Annotated in this window: 21 protein-coding genes and 2 tRNA genes; 16 read left to right on the forward strand and 7 right to left on the reverse strand. The window is 59.8% G+C overall.

What is annotated here, in order from left to right; translation table 11 throughout:
* The first annotated feature begins 8 nt into the window (after window positions 1-8).
* The 4 genes from PSV43_RS10010 to PSV43_RS10025 are packed head-to-tail and all read left to right on the forward strand — an operon-like array spanning window position 9 to window position 3,591.
* Window positions 9-1,232 (forward strand): type II secretion system F family protein, encoded by a 1,224-nt coding sequence (locus tag PSV43_RS10010; RefSeq protein WP_300196326.1) that lies wholly within the window; start codon window positions 9-11, stop codon window positions 1,230-1,232.
* 16 nt (window positions 1,233-1,248) lie between these two features.
* Window positions 1,249-1,626, forward strand: a complete 378-nt coding sequence (locus tag PSV43_RS10015) for a hypothetical protein (protein WP_300196328.1) — start codon at window positions 1,249-1,251, stop codon at window positions 1,624-1,626.
* Window positions 1,623-3,446 (forward strand): hypothetical protein, encoded by a 1,824-nt coding sequence (locus PSV43_RS10020; RefSeq protein ID WP_300196330.1) that lies wholly within the window; start codon window positions 1,623-1,625, stop codon window positions 3,444-3,446. The genes PSV43_RS10015 and PSV43_RS10020 overlap by 4 nt, the downstream gene beginning before the upstream one ends.
* A gap of 25 nt (window positions 3,447-3,471) precedes the next feature.
* Complete coding sequence (locus PSV43_RS10025; RefSeq protein ID WP_300196332.1) at window positions 3,472-3,591, forward strand: GTP-binding protein; 120 nt, start codon at window positions 3,472-3,474, stop codon at window positions 3,589-3,591.
* Between the two features lie 306 nt (window positions 3,592-3,897).
* Here PSV43_RS10025 and PSV43_RS10030 read toward each other — a convergent pair.
* The 5 genes from PSV43_RS10030 to PSV43_RS10050 all read right to left on the reverse strand — a co-directional run bounded on the left by PSV43_RS10030 (window position 3,898) and on the right by PSV43_RS10050 (window position 6,821).
* Window positions 3,898-3,974 (reverse strand) — tRNA-Arg (locus PSV43_RS10030).
* 109 nt (window positions 3,975-4,083) lie between these two features.
* The gene (gatA, locus tag PSV43_RS10035) at window positions 4,084-5,505 is read right to left on the reverse strand and encodes an Asp-tRNA(Asn)/Glu-tRNA(Gln) amidotransferase subunit GatA (RefSeq protein ID WP_300196334.1); all 1,422 of its coding nucleotides are present in this window, start codon (window positions 5,503-5,505) and stop codon (window positions 4,084-4,086) included.
* 41 nt (window positions 5,506-5,546) lie between these two features.
* The gene (gatC, locus tag PSV43_RS10040) at window positions 5,547-5,837 is read right to left on the reverse strand and encodes an Asp-tRNA(Asn)/Glu-tRNA(Gln) amidotransferase subunit GatC (protein WP_300196336.1); all 291 of its coding nucleotides are present in this window, start codon (window positions 5,835-5,837) and stop codon (window positions 5,547-5,549) included.
* Window positions 5,838-5,935: 98 nt separating this feature from the next.
* Window positions 5,936-6,355 (reverse strand): exosortase system-associated protein, TIGR04073 family, encoded by a 420-nt coding sequence (locus PSV43_RS10045; protein WP_300196339.1) that lies wholly within the window; start codon window positions 6,353-6,355, stop codon window positions 5,936-5,938.
* A 274-nt stretch (window positions 6,356-6,629) separates the two neighbouring features.
* Window positions 6,630-6,821 carry a hypothetical protein gene (locus PSV43_RS10050; RefSeq protein WP_300196341.1) on the reverse strand — a complete coding sequence of 64 codons (192 nt, stop codon included), beginning with the start codon at window positions 6,819-6,821 and terminating at the stop codon, window positions 6,630-6,632.
* 167 nt (window positions 6,822-6,988) lie between these two features.
* On the opposite strand from PSV43_RS10050, the gene PSV43_RS10055 reads away from it, so the two are divergent.
* The 12 genes from PSV43_RS10055 (at window position 6,989) to PSV43_RS10110 (ending at window position 18,069) form a co-directional block, all read left to right on the forward strand.
* A tRNA-Thr gene (locus PSV43_RS10055) sits at window positions 6,989-7,063 on the forward strand.
* A gap of 130 nt (window positions 7,064-7,193) precedes the next feature.
* A complete protein-coding gene (locus PSV43_RS10060) occupies window positions 7,194-8,117 on the forward strand; it encodes a hypothetical protein (RefSeq protein WP_300196343.1) in 924 nt (307 codons plus the stop codon).
* 81 nt (window positions 8,118-8,198) lie between these two features.
* Window positions 8,199-9,500: a histidinol-phosphatase gene (locus PSV43_RS10065; protein WP_300196345.1), complete on the forward strand. Its 1,302-nt coding sequence runs from the start codon at window positions 8,199-8,201 to the stop codon at window positions 9,498-9,500.
* Window positions 9,501-9,509: 9 nt separating this feature from the next.
* Window positions 9,510-9,986, forward strand: coding sequence for a 2-C-methyl-D-erythritol 2,4-cyclodiphosphate synthase (gene ispF, locus PSV43_RS10070; protein ID WP_300196347.1), 477 nt, complete (start codon window positions 9,510-9,512; stop codon window positions 9,984-9,986).
* Between the two features lie 131 nt (window positions 9,987-10,117).
* Window positions 10,118-11,119, forward strand: a complete 1,002-nt coding sequence (locus tag PSV43_RS10075; protein ID WP_300196349.1) for a MoxR family ATPase — start codon at window positions 10,118-10,120, stop codon at window positions 11,117-11,119.
* 95 nt (window positions 11,120-11,214) lie between these two features.
* Complete coding sequence (locus PSV43_RS10080; protein WP_300196351.1) at window positions 11,215-12,108, forward strand: DUF58 domain-containing protein; 894 nt, start codon at window positions 11,215-11,217, stop codon at window positions 12,106-12,108.
* Window positions 12,109-12,150: 42 nt separating this feature from the next.
* Window positions 12,151-12,810 (forward strand): Uma2 family endonuclease, encoded by a 660-nt coding sequence (locus PSV43_RS10085; protein WP_300196353.1) that lies wholly within the window; start codon window positions 12,151-12,153, stop codon window positions 12,808-12,810.
* Complete coding sequence (locus PSV43_RS10090; protein ID WP_300196355.1) at window positions 12,807-14,963, forward strand: BatA domain-containing protein; 2,157 nt, start codon at window positions 12,807-12,809, stop codon at window positions 14,961-14,963. Before PSV43_RS10085 ends, PSV43_RS10090 begins: the two co-directional genes overlap by 4 nt.
* 52 nt (window positions 14,964-15,015) lie before the next feature.
* Entirely contained in the window at window positions 15,016-15,270 is a 255-nt protein-coding gene (locus tag PSV43_RS10095; RefSeq protein ID WP_300196357.1) for a DUF433 domain-containing protein, read from the forward strand.
* A complete protein-coding gene (locus PSV43_RS10100) occupies window positions 15,267-15,494 on the forward strand; it encodes a DUF5615 family PIN-like protein (RefSeq protein WP_300196359.1) in 228 nt (75 codons plus the stop codon). Before PSV43_RS10095 ends, PSV43_RS10100 begins: the two co-directional genes overlap by 4 nt.
* Window positions 15,491-17,785 (forward strand): VWA domain-containing protein, encoded by a 2,295-nt coding sequence (locus tag PSV43_RS10105; protein WP_300196361.1) that lies wholly within the window; start codon window positions 15,491-15,493, stop codon window positions 17,783-17,785. The genes PSV43_RS10100 and PSV43_RS10105 overlap by 4 nt, the downstream gene beginning before the upstream one ends.
* 2 nt (window positions 17,786-17,787) lie before the next feature.
* Window positions 17,788-18,069: a DUF167 domain-containing protein gene (locus tag PSV43_RS10110; protein WP_300196363.1), complete on the forward strand. Its 282-nt coding sequence runs from the start codon at window positions 17,788-17,790 to the stop codon at window positions 18,067-18,069.
* Between the two features lie 135 nt (window positions 18,070-18,204).
* On the opposite strand, the gene PSV43_RS10115 is transcribed toward PSV43_RS10110, so the two are convergent.
* Together PSV43_RS10115 and PSV43_RS10120 are read right to left on the reverse strand one after the other, a co-directional pair.
* Entirely contained in the window at window positions 18,205-18,492 is a 288-nt protein-coding gene (locus PSV43_RS10115) for a hypothetical protein (protein WP_300196365.1), read from the reverse strand.
* Window positions 18,493-18,508: 16 nt separating this feature from the next.
* Entirely contained in the window at window positions 18,509-19,102 is a 594-nt protein-coding gene (locus tag PSV43_RS10120; RefSeq protein ID WP_300196367.1) for a hypothetical protein, read from the reverse strand.
* Window positions 19,103-19,114: the final 12 nt, after the last annotated feature.

Raw genomic sequence — 19,114 nt, forward strand, 5'->3', positions numbered from 1 at the left:
AATAACGTATGCCCGCCTTCCTCTACCATGTCCGTGATGCCTCCGGAGCCCGCCTCTCCGGCACGCTGGAGTCCGCCTCCAGCGCGGCAGCGGCGTCAGATCTACGCGGACGCGGCATGGTCGTGCTCAGCGTGGAGGAAGCGCAGGAAGGAACCATCCGCTCGCGCGGCTGGGCACCGTCCGAACTGCTGTGGATTCGCTCGCTCGACATCGAGATCAGCCTCTATCAGCTTGCCACGCTGCTGCGCAGCGGACTGACATTGCTCAGCGCCCTGCGCCTCGTGGCAGAGCAGGCGGAGCGTGGTCGACTGCGGCGAGTGTGGGAGGAGGTCGTCATTGACGTGGAAGGCGGGCGTACCTTTGCCGAGGCTCTGGCACAGCACCGCTGCTTCAACCGCCTCGTTGTGCAGCTTGTAAGCGTGGGGGAGCAGACCGGCCATCTAGGCCCAGTGCTGGAACGTGCCGCGGTGGTGCTGGAGAAGAAGCGCACTCTGCGCGCCGGCCTGCTGACCACGCTCATGTATCCCACCATCGTGTTCCTGCTCGCCATCGGGCTGGCGGTTTTTATGGTCATCGGCGTGCTGCCAAAGCTCCAGGTCTTCCTGCGGGCGATGGGCAAGAAACTGCCGCCAATGACACAGCGCCTGCTCGACCTCAGCGATTGGGTTCAAATCAATGGCATCACCACCGTGATCGTCAGCGTCACCCTGCTCATCGCTTTGGTGATGCTTTTCCTCTGGCCTGCGGGCCGCGCAATGATCGATGCACTGGCACTACGCCTCCCTTTGCTCGGGAAAGCCTTGCGCACCGCAGGCACGGCCATGTTTGCCACCAGTTTCTCCGCGCTGCTCAGCAGCGGCGTCACCCTCATTGAGGCATTGCGGGTGAGCGAACGGTTGATGGGGAACAGACGCCTCTCTGCCATCGTCACCACCGCGCGTGAGCAGGTCATGCAGGGAGAGCCGCTGGCACGGCACTTGGATCGCAAGCACGGCTTCATGCCCATGCTCCCGCGCATGGTCGCCGTAGGTGAGTCATCAGGCACGCTCGACACCGTGCTGGATGAAGTCGCACGCTTTCACGAGGCGCAGCTCGACCGCCTGATCAAGCGCCTCAGCGCGCTCATCGAGCCCGTCGTCATCGTCACTGTCGGCACCGTGGTGGGCTACGTCTATATCTCCTTCTTCATGGCCTTATTCGCCGCCAGCGGCCCCGGCAACAATCTTCACTGACACTTCTCTCATGCCTATGAAACACCTGCTAATGATTTACGCCTTGCTGACGGCCGCCGCCTTGGCGCAGCAGCCGCACCCGGAGCCGCCGAAACCGCAGGCTGACCCCACCCAACCAGACGAGGCCTTGCAAAAGCTGCTCATGGCTTCGGTGCAAAACACAGCCTCCTTGATCAACGTACCTTCCGTGCAAATGCGTGGCAAGATCATTCAAAGCAGCGGGCAAGGGCTTGTCATCATCGAGGTGAATAAACAGATCCTCGCCTTGAAGAAAGGTTCGACGCTGAGTCTTTCAGGTCAGTACAGCCACCTCAGCCTCCAGCTCACGGAACTGACCTCCGAAAATGCCACTATCGAGGTGCTTCCCCTGAAACAAACCCTGCGCCTGCAATGAAATCACTGCTCTTTCTCCTCATGTTTGCCGTCAGCGCGTCTGCCCAGATGACGCAGATGGAAGTGATCGATCTGCGTCAGGTGCCGCTGGCGGATGCAGCGCGCATCTTGTCGGAGGCCGGCGGCTTGAATGTCGTGGCCTCTGTTGAGGCAGGGAAGATGCCTGTCAGCCTCTATCTTGCCAATGTCACGCCCCGCGCTGCGGTGGAAGCCCTCTGCCGCTCGCACAATCTCTGGTTCAAGGATGACGAGCAGTCTGGCATCATTCGAATTCACACTCCCGAGGAGTACAAACGCGACCTTGGCAGCTTCCAGGAGGAAGTTACCGAGGTCTTCGACATGCGCTTTCCCAATGCTCAGTCCTTTGGCAATGCCATTCGCGACCTCTACGGCAACCGCGTCCGCATCAGCCAGAACTTCCAGCAGCAGAACAACCAGGAGACTCAGGAGCTGCAGCAACGCTTTCAGCGGTTTGACATTGTCGATGGCCGCAGCCAGAACATCGTGGCCGGCAACAGCGGCGGCGGCGGCAATGGCAGCTCCAACAACAGCCAGACGGGCCAGAGCAATCGTAACGGCCTCTCAGGCTCTTCTCTCAACTCACTCTTCGGCTCGGGCTCGCAGAACAACCTCGGCAATCGTGGGCAGAACCAGCAGAGCCTCCAGCCCCAGCGCGTCGAAGGTCTCACCGCCGAGGAAATCCAGTCTTTGCAGCTCAGTGCCGCTGAGGAAGGAGCCGCCGCTGTGCAGCGCATGCTTGATGACCGCGTGGACATCTTCGTCACCGTCATTCAGCGGCTGAACAAGGTCATCGTCCGCACCAGCGACAGCCGCGCGATGCAGCAGATCAAAACGCTGGTCAAAAACGTGGACGTGCCCACACCCACCGTACTGCTTGAGGTGAAGATTCTTCGCGTGAGCCTGAATCAAGGCTTCACCAGCGCCGTGGATTATCTCTTCGACAACGGCCGTTTCCAAGCAGGCTTTGGAGCGAATCCTGTTCAACCAGGCAATCTCAGCTTCCACTTTGCCAGCGGCAACTTCAACGCCCGCATCCAGGTGTTGGAGCAGAAAGGTCAGGTGCGTGTCGTGTCCACACCCACGCTCCTCATTGCCAACAATGAGGTCAGCCGTCTCTTCATCGGGGAGGAGCGACCGCTCAATCGCAGCTTCAACGGCGGAACAATCGTGACCGGAGGGGTGAACAACGCAGTGGCCACTGGCAGCACCGACATCGAGTTTCGCCCCGTGGGTACGACGCTGCTCATCACGCCCAATATCAACGCTGACAAGACCGTCACCCTGCGCCTCTTGCAGGAGAACTCCAACATCAACGTCAACGGTGCCACCGTGCTGGTCCCCAGCAACAACGGCTTCACTCCCCAGACCATCGACACCGTACAATCCCGCACCGTCAGCGGCACCGTCGTGGCAAGAGATCGGGTGCCCGTAGTCATCGGCGGCCTCATTGACTCCAACTTCAATGATACCCGGGCGCAAGTCCCTCTGCTGGGCAAGATCCCTGTGATTGGCTTCCTTTTTGGCAACCGTCAGAAAACCAAGGCTCGTGAGGAACTTGTCCTTCTAATCCGTCCGCATCTGGTCGATCCAACGGAAGGCGGAGCCATTGCCAGCAAAGAGTTTCTGGATACCAACAACATCAACGCACTCCAATCCATCGCGACAGAAAATGCAGTCAACGACAGCTTGGAGAAAAGCTTGCCGCCGCCCGTTCCCTCGCAAGTAGAACCCGCCTCCAAAAATCCGCAAGGGCAGCCAAGAAAACGAACGCTGATGGACATTTTCAGAGGCCGTCATTGATGGGCGCACGGGCTTATAGCGTCTTATGATTCCGCTTGTTTTAATAACCGGCTTTCTTGGCAGCGGTAAGACCACACTCGTGCGCCAGCTTGCCACGCTACTCGAAGCCAGCGGCGTCGAACGGCACTACATCCTCAATGATTAGGGTGGTTCGAGCATCGATGCTGAGACTCAGCGCTGAGGTGGACACCATCCTTTGGCCAGGATTGCGTAAAGTGAAGCTATGATGCTCACGGGGTGTGCTGCTTGAGATCCTTCGGTGAGCTTGTCTCGATAATGAACGAGCATAGTCCCAAGCTGGAACCAAAGCAGACTGTCAATTTCCACCCTAATGTGAGCCGAATAGCTTATTGTGAGGCGGACGAACGATAAACTCAAAAAAGTGTCCGAGAAATGTCCGGGTTGAACTTCAATCCGACAACAAAAAAAAATATAACTCATTAATAATGAGTGGCGCACCCGTCAGGATTCGAACCTGAAACCTTCTGATCCGTAGTCAGATGCTCTAATCCGTTGAGCTACGGGTGCGTTGAAACTTTCTGTCCCGTTGTGTTTGAAACAGCGGGCAACGAGAATAGACCAGTGCGTTGTTTTGTCAAACTCTGTGGAGAGATTTTCTTCACTTTTTGCAAACTCATCAGCGCGACTGCTCGTACGCATGCGCGACACGCAGCACGGTGGCTTCATCCAGCGCTTTGCCCACGATTTGCAGACCGACAGGAAGCGCCTTGCCTTCCACCTCCACAGTGCCGCACGGCAGACTGATGCCGGGCAGTCCGGCCAGATTGACGGGAATGGTGAACACGTCTTCCAGATAAGCCGCCAGCGGGTTGTCTTTGAGCTCGCCCAGCTTGTGCGCAGGCGTGGGGCTGGTGGGGGAAAGGATCACATCCACCTTCTTGAAGGCCTCGGTGAAGTCGTTGCGGATCAGCGTACGCGCCTTCTGCGCACGAATGTAATACGCGTCATAGTAGCCGGAGCTGAGCATGTAGGTGCCCAGCAGGATGCGCCGCTTCACCTCGGGGCCGAAACCTTCCGAGCGGGACTTGGTGTACTGCTCCAGCAAATCCCCTGCACTGCTGCTGCGGTGGCCGTAACGCACACCATCAAAGCGGGCGAGATTGGCCGATGCTTCGGCGGGAGCGAGCACATAGTACGTGGCGACGCCAAGCTCGGTGTGCGGCAGACTGATTTCTTCAATGATCGCTCCCAAAGACTCCAGCTGGCGGATGGCGGCCTGCACACTGGCGGACACTCCGGGATGGATGCCATCGATGTAATACTCTTTGGGCAGGCCAATGCGCAGGCCCTTGATGTCGCGGCCAAGGGCTGCGGTGAAATCGGGAACTTCGACATTCAGGGAGGTCGAGTCGTGGGCGTCGTAACCACAGAGGTGATTCAGCAGCAGCGCGGAATCCTCCACTGTTTTGGTCAGCGGGCCGATCTGGTCAAGCGAAGAGGCAAAGGCCACGAGTCCATAGCGGGATACTCGGCCATAGGTGGGTTTGATGCCCACGCAGCCGCACAGCGCTGCGGGCTGGCGGATGGAGCCGCCGGTGTCCGAACCCAAAGCCGCAACGGCAAGATCCCCCGCCACCGCCGCCGCACTGCCGCCGCTGGAACCGCCCGGAACGCGGGAGAGATCGCGCGGATTGCGCGTGATGCCGAGGGCAGAGTTCTCCGTGCTGGAGCCCATGGCAAATTCATCCATGTTCAGCCGGCCAAACGGGATGGCACCGCCGGCACGCAGCTTCTGGATGGCGCCTGCGTCGTAGGGCGCGGTGTAGTTTTCAGCCAGGATGCGCGAGCCGCAGGTGCAGGGCTGGCCGGTCACGTTCATGTTGTCCTTCACCGCGATGGGGATGCCGCCCAGCGGTTTGGTGATATCGGCGCGGTCGGCTTCCGCGAGTGCGGCTTCGACGTCCCAGGACAGATAGGCACCGATCTCCGCATTGCCTGCTTCGATGGATTTGGCGACATCCAAAACGATGTCTCTTGGCGTGATTTCACCCGCAGTGAGGCCTTTGCGCAAGGCTGCGATGGTGGAGGAGGCGAGCATAGGAAAGAGAAAGAGCGGGAAGCAGTGCGGCGGTTGGACGGTTACTCGATCACCTTGGGGATCTGGATCTGGTCGGCGAAACGTTTCGGCGCGTTGGACAGCGCCTGCTCCTGCGTGAAGCCCGGGCGGGGTTCATCCGCCCGCAGCACATCATAGACGGGCATGGCGTGGGCCGTCGGCTCCACTCCATCCAGATTGTACCGCGTCAGTGTGTCGATGTAGGTCAGAATACCATTCAACTGGGACTCGTAGCGCGTCGCTTCTTCGTCGGTAAGCGTAAGCCGGGCCAGCTTGGCCACATGGTGGATGTCTATCTGATGAGCTTCAGGCATGAGGAAACAGTCCTTTCTTGCCAGCGGGACAGATGCTTTGCAAACAAAAGGCACAGACTGTTTGCAGTCTGTGCCTTGAAAAACTCGCCTGTTGGCTGTTACCAGCCCTGGGAAGAGGAATACGGAATCTCTGAGCGGAAGCCCACTTCAGGAGCGAACTCGGTGTAGCCCCACCAAGTGTCCACATTTTCCTTGTGGTGATAAGGTGGGCGGTAGGTGCGCTTCCAGCTCGGGATTGGGAAGGTGGCAATCTCATAGAGACCGTAGCCAGCTCTCACCAGAGTGCGCTTGGTTCCTTCGACAAGAAAGTCAGAGGCTGCGGCGATGGAACCGTCAGACTCGTTGGTTTTGCGCCAGACAGCCGGGTATTCAAACCAGCCAAACATGATGTTGCCGATACCGCGGCTGAGTTTCCGGCTCCACGTAAAGTGGTGTCCGGCAGGAGACTGGATGTCACCATAAGCGATGCTTGAGAGGGCGCAGAGGGTGATGGCTAGGAATAGAAAACGATTTTTCATGTGGCTTAATGATGATTAACAAAATTTGCGCGTCTTTGGCAACCATTAAGTTACGCTTTTTTACATTGTTCGTTTCCGCCTCGTCACGGGTACGCAGCGTTCTCCCCACACCACGCTAAATGAGAGTCAACGCAGCCCTGTTCTTGGTTGCCGGCTGCGGATTGCAGCAGCGGGGCGGACAGGAGGAAGATCACCCACGTACAGCAGTGCGCCAGATCATGCTCCAGTCATAAAGCGGCCTTCGCAGTATTATATACCGGTGTGAAACTCAGACTCACTGCCGGTTCCGCATGCCGCGCCACTCGGCACGATGATTTTGCGCCCAGTCATTGAGGGCGTACTCGAACCCGACGTCATGGCCTTCCCGCTCGCTGGCGAGCCACTTCAGCCTTTGAATTTCCTCCTGCTCAGCAAGGAATTCGCCATAGGGAGTTCCAGCTTGTGCGGTGATGGAGGGGCTGTTCATCTGCCACAGATCCATGAGTTCACCCAAGATTCAAGCACGAGCTGCCGGGAGCTTGGAGCTTTCCAAAACCGCCCCTGAGCTAAGGATTTTTTCGACCTGTCAAAGAAAGGAAATGACAAGATCTGAGCACACCTTATATAATCAGTGACTTAAAGTCACACGTTCACGCCGAAGTAGCTCAGTGGTAGAGCATCGCATTCGTAATGCGAGGGTCGCGGGTTCAAATCCCGCCTTCGGCTCCATCAACGCGTGTTTGCTATGACCCATCCGAGCATTGCTGACAATGATCCGCCACGCCGCAGCCGAGCCCGGCGGCGGGAGGCCATGATCAACGCCATTGCCACGATTCTCGGCTGCATGGCCTTGGTGGTCATGATCGCCACAGTCGTGCGGGTCGTCATGATCAAGCTCTGGGAGTCCGCCCGGGTCAATCCGGAGTACGCACAGTCAATGTATGAAAAGGATCAGGGGCAGCACTGGTCAGGCGATACCAAGGAGCATCCAGCCCTTCTGGGCAGTCCCTCAGAAGTCCACCCATCAACAGACGTCCCCAACCGTGAGATCCCAGCCTCTGGCGTTTCCCAGTCTAGTTCACTGAAACTCATGGCTGTCGGCACGCCAAGCCCCACTGCCATAGAAGACATCGAGAGTAAACGGCCCAAAATTGAACACGCTCTCCGGGGGTTTTATGAGGCCACCAGCTTGGACCAGCGGCTCGCTTTTGCCCGTGACCCCCAGCGCGTGCGCGCTTTGATGGAGAACTACGATCGCAGGCATCCGCAAGTGCCACTCGAGTGGAAAAATCTTGGCTGGATTCTGCCAGTGGAGGAGGAGGGTTACCGTTTCGGATATGCCCAGGCCGTCTTTACCAATGCCGAGCCTGTCAGCCTCATCATCGAAGAACTGGTGGACGGCACCTTCCGGGTGGACTGGGAAAGCTCAGTGCGTTACGGCGAAATCGACTGGGAGGAATTCATCAAAACCCAGCCCTCAGCACCCACGCTCTTGCGAGTCATCGCCTCTAGGCCTCAGAACATACCACCAGAGGCCCCTCCCATGGGCAGCGACATGCTCGAAATCACGCATCCTGACGATAATGACGTCGTCTATGCCTACTTTGATCGTAAAGATCCTAAATTTCAACCACTTCTCCAGCAACTGCAGAGCGGAAACTGGAAAGATGTCCCTCTAACTTTACGACTTTGCTTTCCAGGCCCACCGGGCAGCGGCAAAAACGCACGGATCGCAGATGTCGAAGGCAAGGGATGGCTGATATTGCATGGAACCAGGAGCTAGACTGTGAGCAAACCTACACGAAATACGAAAAAGGCGGCCCAAGGTAAGGCCAGGCCTGTTGCGACAAAATCCAAAAAAACCGTGGCCTCCAAAACCAAAGCCAAACCCGCGCCAGCCAAGAAAGCGCTGGCACAGAAGAAACCGGTTCCCGCCAAGAAGCCTGCGGCTAAAAAGCCCGCGCCTACCAAGGCCGCCCCCAAGAAGGTGGTCAAAAAGTCTCTTCCCCCAAAGGCTGTGGTGAAGAAACCTGCGGCCAAAGCTCCCGCGGCAAAAACCAAACCCGTCGCGGTGAAGCCCGCTGCGGCACCCACCAAGTCTGCTACAAAACCGGTCGCTAAAGCGGCTAAACCGGCCGCCGCAGTCAAAACGCCTGCGCCCCCTGCCCCAGCGAAAGCGGCTCCCGCCGTCAAGGCTCCTGCAGCCGCTGCGCCAGCCAAAAAGCCTGCTGCACCACCTGCGGAAGTGGCAGCACCCGCCACCGCCCCTGTGGTCGCCGAGGTCAAAAAAGCTCCTTCACAGCCGCTGCCGCCTCCCGGCCCCACCAAGTCTGGCGCATTGTTTTACGACTCCCACATGCACACCCCGCTGTGCAAGCATGCCTGGGGCGAGCCGGAAGAGTACGCCCAGCAGGCCGTCAAGGCGGGCCTGAAAGGCATCATCTTCACCTGCCACTGCCCCATGCCCAACGGCTTCTGGCCCACGGTGCGCATGTCGGAAAGTGAATTCGAAATCTACCTCGCGCTCGTGCAGCGCGCCGCCGACGCCTTCAAGGGCAAGCTCGACGTCCGCCTCGGCATTGAGAGCGAATACTACCCCGGCTGTGAGGAATACATCGCCGCCCTGCACAAGCGCGCCGACTTCCATTACGTGCTCGGTGCCGTCCACTGGCAGGCCAAGGAATACCTCAATAAGTACGAGACCGGCACCATCGAAAACTTCCGCCGCACCTACTTCGAGCATCTCGCCAAGTCGGCTGAGTCCGGCCTCTACGACTGCGTGGCCCACCCCGATCTGGTGAAAAACTACCATCCGGACTCCTGGTGCTTTGCCATTGTCAAAAATACGGTCTCCGGTGCCCTCGATCGCATCGCGGCCACCGGCGTGGCCATGGAACTCAACACTTCCGGCCTCAACAAGAGCTACTCCGAAATGAACCCGGGCAATGAAATGCTGCGCATGATGGCGGACCGCAAGATCCCCATCGTCCTCGGATCGGACTCGCATAAGGCTGTTCGCGTCGGTGAGCATTTCGTCACCGCCTTGAACCACCTCACTGAAGCAGGCTACGAAAACGTCAGCTACTTCCTCAACCGCCAGCGCATTGATCTCCCGATCTCCGAGGTGCTAGCCAGTCTGAAGAAAGCCGCTGACCACAACGCCTAATACTGCCCCATGGTACGCACAGGCATCGGTTACGACGTCCACCCCTTTGAAGCAGGCCGCCCCCTCGTCCTCGGCGGTGTCACCATCCCGCATTCGCATGGCCTCAAAGGCCATTCGGATGCGGATGTGCTCAGTCACGCCATCGCTGACGCCGTGCTCGGCGCTCTTGGCGAGCCCGACATCGGCCACTGGTTTCCCCCCAGTGATCCCACCATCGAGGGCATCTGCAGCCTCAGAATCCTCGAAAAGTGCGCCCAGATCGCCGCAGAGAAAGGCATGCGCATTGAGAACGTGGACTCCTCCCTCATCGCTGAAGCCCCCAAGGTGAATCCCCACGCCGCCGCGATGAAAAAGAACATCGCCGCCGCTCTCGGCATCCAGCCAGATCAGGTCGGTGTCAAAGCCACCACCAACGAACGCCTAGGCTTCGTCGGTCGGGAGGAAGGCATCGCCGCCATGGCCGTCGCCTGCCTCAGCAAAATCTGATCCAGCCGACCCGGCTGCTCCGCCTTTTTTGTCTTCTTGCCAGCATCTCAGCAAGAGTGGAAAGAACTCGTGCTCCGTCCTCGTGTTCACTTCGCATTCGTCATTCCTCATTCTGATTTCGTCATCCCCTCATGTCCGACTCCGCTGCTGCTGCCGCTCTCGTCTCAGGTTACAACAAACTCAAAGCTGCCCTCGGCAAGCGCATCGTCGGGCAGGAGGCCGTCATTGAGCAGGTCTTCATCGCCATCGCCGCCGGCGGCCACAGCCTGCTCGAAGGTGTGCCCGGTCTCGCCAAGACCCTGCTCGTCAAATCGTTCGCGGATGCCATGCATCTGAGCTTCCGCCGCATTCAGTTCACGCCCGATCTGATGCCTGCCGACATCACCGGCACCGAGATCATCCAGGAAGATGCCGAAACCGGCCGCCGCAAGCTCGTCTTCCAGCAGGGCCCCATCTTCTCGCAGATCATTCTCGCGGATGAAATCAACCGCACCCCGCCCAAGACCCAGGCCGCGCTGCTCGAAGCCATGCAGGAAAAGCACGTCACCGTCGGTCAGGTCACGCATGAACTGCCCAAGCCCTTCTTCGTCCTCGCCACGATGAACCCCATCGAGCAGGAAGGCACCTACCCGCTCCCCGAAGCCCAGAAAGACCGCTTCCTCTTCCTCATCAAAGTCGATTACCCCACCCGCGACGACGAACGCGAAATCATCAACCGCACCACCGGCGGCGAAACGCAGGAAATCGAAGCCGTCCTCACTGCCGAGGAACTGCAGGCCGCGCAGCAGCTCGTCCGCAAGGTGCCTGTGCCAGATCACGTCATCGACTTCGTCCTCGATCTCGTCCGTTCCACCCGCCCCACCGAGCCCGACGCTTCCGAATACGTCAAAACCATGCTCAGCTGGGGTGCCGGCCCACGTGCCAGCCAGATGCTCGTCCTCGCCGGCAAAGTCCGCGCCTTGCTCCGCGGCCGCACCCACGTCACCACGGACGACATCGAAGCCCTCGCCGCCCCTGCCCTGCGCCACCGCCTCGTCCCCACCTTCCACGCCGAAGCCGAAGGCATCACCGTGGACCAGATCGTCGCCGAGTTGCTCAAGAAGACGAAGAAGAGTGAAACGCGCGTGCTGTAAAATGCAGTCAAGAGGTCAATGAATAGTCAAGACGGTCAAGACGCCGCAAACAAACCCTCTTGACCACCTCTTGACTCACCCCTCACCCCTCACCCGTGGCCACGCTCTCCGACATCCTTCACGCCGAAGACATCACCAGTCTGCAGTCCCTGCAGCTCTTTGCGCGTACCGTCGTCGAAGGCTTCACCACCGGCCAGCATGCCTCGCCGCACAAGGGCTTCAGCGTCGAGTTCCGCCAGCACCGCCCCTATGTGCAGGGCGATGAAATTCGCCGCCTCGACTGGAAAATCTTTGGCCGCACCGACCGCTTCTACATCCGCGAATTCGACGAAGAGACCAATCTGCGCGCCACCATCGTGCTCGATGCCAGCGGTAGCATGGGCTACCGCGGCCAGAAAGGCGTACTGAAATTCGACTACGCCCGCAAGCTCGCCGCCTCCCTCGCCTACCTGCTCATGTGCCAGCAGGATGCCGTGGGCCTCATCACCTTCGACTCCAAAGTGCGCGACATCATCCCCTGCCGCACCAAAATCACGCATCTGCATCTGATGCTCGAAACCATGGTCAAGACCGAGCCCGGCAAAGACACAAGCCTCGCCCCCGTGCTCGAATCCCTCGCGCAGCGCCTCAAGCGCCGTGGCCTCGTGATCCTCATCAGCGACTTCTTCGACGACCCCGCTGCACTCCTTCGCTCCATCGGCATCCTGCGCAAAAAAGGCCACGAGATCATCGCCCTCCAGCTCTGGGACCGCGACGAAATCGACTTCCCCTTTGGCAACTGGGCCCGCTTCGAAAACCTTGAAAGCGACGACGACTTCCTCCTCCTCGATCCCGCCACCATTCGCCAGCGCTACATCGAAGCCCAGCAAAACTTCGCCACGCAACTCAAAGACGGCTTCCGCAAACACCAGGTCGATTACTTGAGCCTGCCCACGGATGAATCCCACTCGGCGGCGCTGCGCAATTACCTCGCGCTCCGCATGCGCTGACACCCTGTTTGCCTTTTCCGACTCCATGAGCCACCTTCCATCATGAGCGCCGCCGTTCTCGAAGCCGTCCTGCAATCCCCGGACCTGCCGGAGATTATTCAGCACGCCCTGGGTGTATTGGCCGCCGAGCGCAAGCTGCGAGAGAAGTTTTACGCGGACATCACGCCGGAGCACAAATGGGAGTTCATTCAGGGAGAGATCATCATGCACTCCCCCGCGCTCAACCGGCACCTGCAGGCCAACCAGGCCCTTTTCAAGCTCATGGAAAGCCATGTGAGCACCCAGCGGCTGGGAACTGTGCTGATCGAAAAAGCCATGACCAGTTTCCCGCGCAACGACTACGAGCCAGACCTGATGTTTTTCGGCCTAAGCAAAATGGGCCTCATCTCGCCGGACACGCTCAGGTTTCCCATCCCCGACCTCATTGTCGAAGTGCTCTCTCCCTCGACAGAACATCGCGACCGCGGCATCAAGTTTGAAGACTACGCGCTGCATGGTGTCGGCGAATATTGGATCGTGGACACCGTCGCGGAGACCGTGGAGCTTTACCGCCTTGAGGGCAGCAGCTATCCGCCCGTGGCGGCTCAAACAGACGGGCTTCTTAGCAGCGCAGTCATCCCCGGATTCGAAATGCCCGTACGGGCCATTTTTGATTCTGCAGTCAACGCCGAGGCCATGCGCCGCATTTGGAATCAGGAATGAGCTTCCTCAACGGCATCCTCCTCGCGGGCGCAGCGGCCTTCCTCATCCCGCTGCTCATCCACTTGTTCAACAAGCGGAAGGTCACCACCGTACGCTGGGGTGCCATGCACCTGCTGCATGAGGTCATCCGTCAGCGAAAGCGCAAGATGAAGGTCGAGCAGCTCCTGCTGCTCATCACCCGCATCGCCATCCCGATTGTGCTCGCGCTCTGCCTCGCACGCCCGGTGCTCACCGCCCTGCGTTCCCTCGGCCTCGGCAGTTCTTCGCTCATCGTTTTGCTGGACGACTCCTTCTCCATGCGCGCCCCCGCCGCACAGACCACCCTGCCCGGCGGCACCGTCATGCAGCAGGCACGGCAGGACATGCAGACCATGCTCACCGATCTGCCAGACGGCTCCAGCGCGCAGGTCGTCCTCTCCGGCGGCACACCGCGCAAGCTGCTCGATCAAGCCACTTCGGACCTCGATCTCGTGCCCAAGCAGCTCAGCGATGTGCCCTCCATGTCCGGCCCGCTGGCCGCGAATGACGCCTTCCAGGCTGCCACTTCGGCTTTAAAAGACGCACCCAATGCCGCGCGCGAAGTCGTCATCGTCTCCGACTTCCAGGAAGCCGACTGGAAAGCCATCGCTGAGGGTGCTGCACTGCCTGCACTGGAAACTCTCTCCAAGCAGGAGCCCAAGCCGCAGATCACCTTCTTCCGTGTCGGCAGCGATCTCGCGGAAAATCTCAGCATCGCCAGCGCAGACATCTCCGCACTCGTCGCCGCCGAGTCCCAGCCCATCGGTCTGCGCGTCCGCATCAAGAACCACGGCAAGCGCCCCTGGCAGGACATCCCCGTCCACCTCGAAGCCGACGGCGCACGCCTGCGCACCGCGCGCGTTTCCCTCGCCCCGGAAGGCGAAGCCGTGCTCTCCTTCACCCATGCCTTTGATAAAGTCGGCGACCACTCGCTCTCCGTCCGCCTCGAAGGCGACAGCTTCGCCGACGACAACGCCTTTCACTCCATCGTGCAGGTGCGCAATCAGCTCAACGTCCTGCTCATCGACGGCAGCCCCGGCAAAGAACCGCTCAGCGGTGCCACCGACTTCCTTGAGATCGCCCTCACGCCGCACACTGTCGCCGCAGCCTCTCACAAGGATCTCATCCGCACCAAAAAAATCGAACTCCGCAAACTGCGCGATGACGATCTCCGCCAGCAGGAAGTCATCATCATGGCCAACGTCCAGCGCCTGCAAGGCGGCAGCATGAAGAGCATCGATAAATTCGTCACCGACGGCGGCGGCCTGCTCGTCTTCGCTGGCCCGGACTGCGACCTCGACTGGTACAACCGTGAATTCTACCGCAAAGGCGAAGGCCTCTACCCTGCCGCCATCAAAGGCCAGGCCCGCGCCGATTCCGACTCCCTGCCCGCGCGCATCCTCATGCAGCGCTTCACCCATCCCGCCGCGCTCTACTTCAACGACGCCCGCGCCGGACGCCTGCAAGACGCCGAATTCCGCCACTGGTTTGAATTCGTACCGCAGGGCGATCAGACCCAGCGCATCTTCAACCTCGACCGCAACGTCCCCCTAATGATCGAGAAAAAGCACGGTCGTGGCCGCGTCATCGCCGCCGCCACCACCGCCAATGCCGCGTGGAGCAATCTGCCTCTACAGCCCTTCTTCGTCCCGCTCATGCAGCGCCTCACCACCTACCTCGCCACGGAAGGCAGCGCGCCTGCTTGGCAACTTGTCGGTGCCACGATCCGTCTGCCACTCGAAAAAGCCGAACTCGGCTCCGAGTTCACCCTGCGCGATCCTACCGGCCAGACTCAGACGCTGAAGTCCGCCAAGGAAGGCGAATCCGTCTTCGTCCAGAGCCCCGCCATCACCCAGCCCGGCATCTTCCAACTCCAAAAAGTCGGCACCGAAAAGACCACCCTGCTCGCCTTCAACATCGACGGCACCGAGTCCAATCTCAAAGCCCTGCCGCCCGCCGAAATCCAAAAAATCGCCACCCGTTACGACGCCGCCTACGCCGACACCCTGCCCGCCTACCAAGCCCTCGACCGCACCCGCCGCCACGGCAGCGAACTCTGGCAGCCCCTGCTCATCGCCCTGCTGGTCCTTCTCTTCGCCGAAGTGCTGCTGCAACAACACATCGCCAGGGGCTGAAACAGGCATAACGACCGATTGAAACACCGCTCTAAAAAACGTATTTAACTGCATGCACGCTGCGGCCCCATCCACCAACTCCCTGCTTTCCCGGATCACGATTGATCCCGAGATCTGTCATGGCAAGCCCACCATTCGCGGCCTTCGCTATCCAGTGGAGTCGGTGCTCGAATACCTTTCCAGCGGCGACAGCTTTGAGGAGGTACTGGCCGAGTTTCCTGATTTGGAACGAGATGATCTGCGCGCCTGCATTGAGTTCGCGAACCAGTCGCTCAAACTTCGGAGCTGGCAGCTCATCGCAGCATGAAGTTCCTGATCGATGCTCATCTGCCACCAGGTCTGCGCCAAGTTTTTGCGACGGCAGGGCATGATGCCCTTCACACGCTTGATCTTCCAGATCAGAACGCCTCGCGTGATGGCATCCTCAACAACGTCTCCATGGCCGAGCAGCGTGTAGTGGTCACCAAAGACACCGACTTCTACTATTCCACCAACGCGTCTCCGTCATCGCCTGACTTCCTTTCTCAATGACCCCGCAAACCGAAACCACCCTGCGCTTCACCGGCGGCTATCCGCCGCTCCCGGTGATCCTGCTCGCGTTCGGTCTCGCCGCGCTGATGTGGTTCATCTACCGCCGTGAGTTAAAATTCATCAGCAGTCGTGCCGCGCAGGTGCCCGCCATCCTGCGTTCGCTGGCAGTCTTCATTCTCGTGCTCGCCCTCGCGGGTCCGATCCTCCGTCATGTCACCACCTTGCGCCAGTTGGGTCGTGTCGTGGTCGTGGTGGACAGCTCCGCCAGCATGCAGCTCACAGACGAAGCCCCCGGTGTTGCCGCAGGCACTTCCAAAGCCCGCTTTCAGCGCGCCGAAGATCTCCTGCTCAAAGGCACCACACCTCTGCTCAAAAAACTCGCTGAGACTCAGGACGTGGAACTCGTGGCTCTGCGCGGCATGAACACGCAGCGGCTGTGGTGGTACCGCCAGGGTGGCAAGGACACCTCCGGCGAAATGCCCGCTACGTTTGAGCTGCCAGCCACCTCACCCATCACCAATCTCGATCAAACACTGCGCGCCGCCCTCGGCCCCGCCACCGCAGGTACCGCGCTCGTCGTGCTCACTGACGGCCAGCACAACTCCAGCGGCTCTCCCGAAGAATTCAGCACCGCGCTCAAGACCAGCGGCACGGCCATTTTCACCATCGGCTTTGGCACCGAAATCCCACCGCCGGATCTCGCGCTGCTGGCCGTCACGGCTCCCGAATCCGTCTTCTCCAAGGAAAACTTTCAGGGCCGTCTAACCGTCAACGATAGCATGCCCGCTGGTGTTCCCGCCACTGTGCGCATCGAAAGCCAGGGCAAGGTGCTGTGGAAAAAGGATTTCACCACCACCGGCAAAGGCGAGAAGGGTTTCGACTTCATCTTCCCCGTCGCCGAACTGCCACCACCTGCACCCGGCCAGCGCGACAAAACACTGCGCAGCGTGAACATCCTCATCTCCGCCAGCGGCGACCGCGCCGCACTGGAAAAGACCCGCTCCAACAACGCCCGCGAACTCTCCATTCACCTGTTGGAAAAGAAACGCAAGGTGCTCATCCTCGACGGACGCCCGCGCTGGGAAACACGCTACATCCACAACCACTTCGACCGCGATGAGCGCTGGCAGGCCACCATCATTTTCGATGACATGTCCGACAATGCCGCCAATGGCACTCTGCAAAAAGACTTCCCCAAAACCCGCGACGACCTGCTCAGCTACGACCTCATCATCCTCGGTGAAGTCACATTGAACCGCCTTAAAGCAGAGAGCCTCGACTGGATCATCGAGTTCGTCGAAAAGCGCGGCGGCGGTTTGATCATGATCGACGGCCAGCGCGGCAAACTCCACGAATGGAGCCAGGGCAAAACCGCCCCTCTCATCCCGGTCAAGTTCACTGCCAAAACCACCAAGCTCACGCCCACCAGCCTCGAACTCACCACAGACGGTCAGCGCTTTGATGCCCTCCGCCTCAGCGACAGCCCCAGCGCCAACACCGCGCTCTGGCCCACGCTTTCCAAAGTAAACTGGCACGCCAATGTCGAGGCCCTGCCCGCTGCCATCACGCTCGCCAAAGCGCAGCAGCCTGCCATCGTCTTCCGTCAGGTCGGAGCCGGGGCCGTGCTCTATCTCGGCACCGATGAACTCTGGCGCTGGCGCTTCCAAGTCGCCGATTTGTACCATCAGCGCCTCTGGATGCAGCTCGGCGCATGGATCGCCGCGCCGCCATTCCAGATCGACCAAAAGAAACTCTCCGTCGGCACCGACCGCCTGCGCTACTCACCCGGCGAAGCCTCCGAAATCCGCGTGCGCGTCCGCAATGACAAAGGCGACATCATCGCCGATGCCCAGCCACGTGCCTACCTCCTGCACGACGGCACCGAAGTCGCCACCCTCCAGCTCGAAGCAGACCCCACCCACATCGGCGTCTATCGCGCCCTCACCCCACCTCTCAAAGCAGGCACCTACGAGATCGCCGTCGCGGAAAGCCCCAGTGCCCCGCGCAGCGATGCACGCCTCTCCCTCCACGTCTCCGACACCGGCAATCCCGAGTGGGCCACGCTCACCATGAATCGCACCCTTCTCGAAACCATGGCGACCAACAGCGGCGGCCGCTTCCTGCGCGAAGAACAAGCCGCCACCGATCTCCCCGGCCTGCTGCAAAGCATCGACCGCAAACAAGTCATCACCAAAGAGACCAATCTATGGTCCAGCTGGTGGTGGTTCGGCGCCGCCATCCTTCTTCTCACCATCGAATGGCTCATGCGCAAACGTTTGAAACTCGTCTGATCATGGCCACCTCAAACGATCTCACCCAGCTCGCCGTCCGTGTGTCACCGAGCGCCAGGACCTCCGCTTTCGCCGGCTGGACCGCCGATGAAAAAGGCCGCCCAGTCCTCCTCGTGAAACTGGCTGCCCCACCCGTGGACGGCAAAGCCAACACCGAACTCATCCGCTTCCTCGCCGAGTCCCTCGACTGCCCCAAAAGCCAGATCACCCTGATACGCGGCACCTCCAGCCGCCAGAAGACCCTCGAGCTTCCCGCATCACTGCTGGAACGTCTGCCGAAGTAGCTGTGCTCAAGTTTTGAGCCAGACTTCAAGACAGCTTAGTGCAACCTGGAGGTGAAGCTCACGTCGGCGTGATGATGCTAGGGTGTTGAAGATGCCTCAGCTCCCAGCTGTGTCGCAGGGCCTCGCTGCCGCTGTTTATTGCGAATGACTATGCTCACTTCGGAGGTCAAAATGAACAGCACTCCAACACACACGACCATAATAACCTTTGTACCCCATGGAAACTTGATGAGACAGACCACGAAAAGTAGAACCATCGGAACAACGAGCCCATAGAGTAGCCCCCCCGACCAGCGGCAGCACCCCATTGAGGTGCAGCCCTAGAACAATAGTCGCGATCACCATCGCCGTCGTCAGCACAGCAACACCGAGTCCCATCAGCCATCGAAGGCTTTTCTTTCGTGTTTTTTGCTGGATTTTCATGTCCTTACAGGTGTCGTCACCCCCGCGCCCGCTCCAGCAGATTCATCATCAAGAAAGACAGCAGCAGCGCCAGTTGTTCGCCCTCATCGGCCGGGCCTTCCTGCACCAATCCAAAGCGGCCTTCGAAGAAGGCGGACTGCTTGGTCAGACGCAGTGTGGTGGCACCGCCTTCGCCACGCGTAGCGATATAACTCGGATGCAGCATGAACCCGGCGAACATTCCCACGACGGGGATCTCTCCCACCATACCATCCAGCATTTTCGTCCATGGATTCGCTTCCTGAATCGCAAAAGTCGGCGTCTGCGCACCGGGAGCGAACACATCGTAGTGCGCACGCCACATGGATTTCAATCCGCGCCGCCCCACCGCCCCCAGCACCTGACCACTCGGAGATTTGAAAGTGTAGCGCGCCGACCAGTCGATGATGCGGTCCGCCTCAATCGTCGCCAGCAGCGTCTGCCGCGTGTCATCCGTAAACACCTCCACCTTCTCCTTAAAGCGAAACAGCTTCTGCTTCACGTAGCAGACCGTCCTGCCACCGGCATCCGTCACATAGATCTGCGGCGAAATCGCCAGGAGTTTGAAACGGAAAGTAAGCGGGTAGTTCATGCGAGCGCCAGT

This window comes from Prosthecobacter sp., from assembly GCF_029946185.1.
Taxonomy (GTDB): domain Bacteria; phylum Verrucomicrobiota; class Verrucomicrobiia; order Verrucomicrobiales; family Verrucomicrobiaceae; genus Prosthecobacter.

Bases quoted from the DNA above. Each gene is read 5' to 3' on its own strand.
- PSV43_RS10015 (WP_300196328.1), top strand. From the start codon at position 1,249: ATGAAACACCTGCTAATGATTTACGCCTTGCTGACGGCCGCCGCCTTG.
- ispF (WP_300196347.1), top strand. From the start codon at position 9,510: ATGGTACGCACAGGCATCGGTTACGACGTCCACCCCTTTGAAGCAGGC.
- PSV43_RS10105 (WP_300196361.1), top strand. From the start codon at position 15,491: ATGACCCCGCAAACCGAAACCACCCTGCGCTTCACCGGCGGCTATCCG.
- PSV43_RS10060 (WP_300196343.1), top strand. From the start codon at position 7,194: ATGATCGCCACAGTCGTGCGGGTCGTCATGATCAAGCTCTGGGAGTCC.
- PSV43_RS10050 (WP_300196341.1), bottom strand. From the start codon at position 6,821: ATGAACAGCCCCTCCATCACCGCACAAGCTGGAACTCCCTATGGCGAA.
- PSV43_RS10075 (WP_300196349.1), top strand. From the start codon at position 10,118: ATGTCCGACTCCGCTGCTGCTGCCGCTCTCGTCTCAGGTTACAACAAA.
- PSV43_RS10025 (WP_300196332.1), top strand. From the start codon at position 3,472: ATGATTCCGCTTGTTTTAATAACCGGCTTTCTTGGCAGCGGTAAGACC.
- PSV43_RS10090 (WP_300196355.1), top strand. From the start codon at position 12,807: ATGAGCTTCCTCAACGGCATCCTCCTCGCGGGCGCAGCGGCCTTCCTC.
- PSV43_RS10045 (WP_300196339.1), bottom strand. From the start codon at position 6,355: ATGAAAAATCGTTTTCTATTCCTAGCCATCACCCTCTGCGCCCTCTCA.
- gatA (WP_300196334.1), bottom strand. From the start codon at position 5,505: ATGCTCGCCTCCTCCACCATCGCAGCCTTGCGCAAAGGCCTCACTGCG.
- PSV43_RS10120 (WP_300196367.1), bottom strand. From the start codon at position 19,102: ATGAACTACCCGCTTACTTTCCGTTTCAAACTCCTGGCGATTTCGCCG.
- gatC (WP_300196336.1), bottom strand. From the start codon at position 5,837: ATGCCTGAAGCTCATCAGATAGACATCCACCATGTGGCCAAGCTGGCC.
- PSV43_RS10010 (WP_300196326.1), top strand. From the start codon at position 9: ATGCCCGCCTTCCTCTACCATGTCCGTGATGCCTCCGGAGCCCGCCTC.
- PSV43_RS10110 (WP_300196363.1), top strand. From the start codon at position 17,788: ATGGCCACCTCAAACGATCTCACCCAGCTCGCCGTCCGTGTGTCACCG.
- PSV43_RS10085 (WP_300196353.1), top strand. From the start codon at position 12,151: ATGAGCGCCGCCGTTCTCGAAGCCGTCCTGCAATCCCCGGACCTGCCG.
- PSV43_RS10100 (WP_300196359.1), top strand. From the start codon at position 15,267: ATGAAGTTCCTGATCGATGCTCATCTGCCACCAGGTCTGCGCCAAGTT.
- PSV43_RS10115 (WP_300196365.1), bottom strand. From the start codon at position 18,492: ATGAAAATCCAGCAAAAAACACGAAAGAAAAGCCTTCGATGGCTGATG.
- PSV43_RS10095 (WP_300196357.1), top strand. From the start codon at position 15,016: ATGCACGCTGCGGCCCCATCCACCAACTCCCTGCTTTCCCGGATCACG.
- PSV43_RS10020 (WP_300196330.1), top strand. From the start codon at position 1,623: ATGAAATCACTGCTCTTTCTCCTCATGTTTGCCGTCAGCGCGTCTGCC.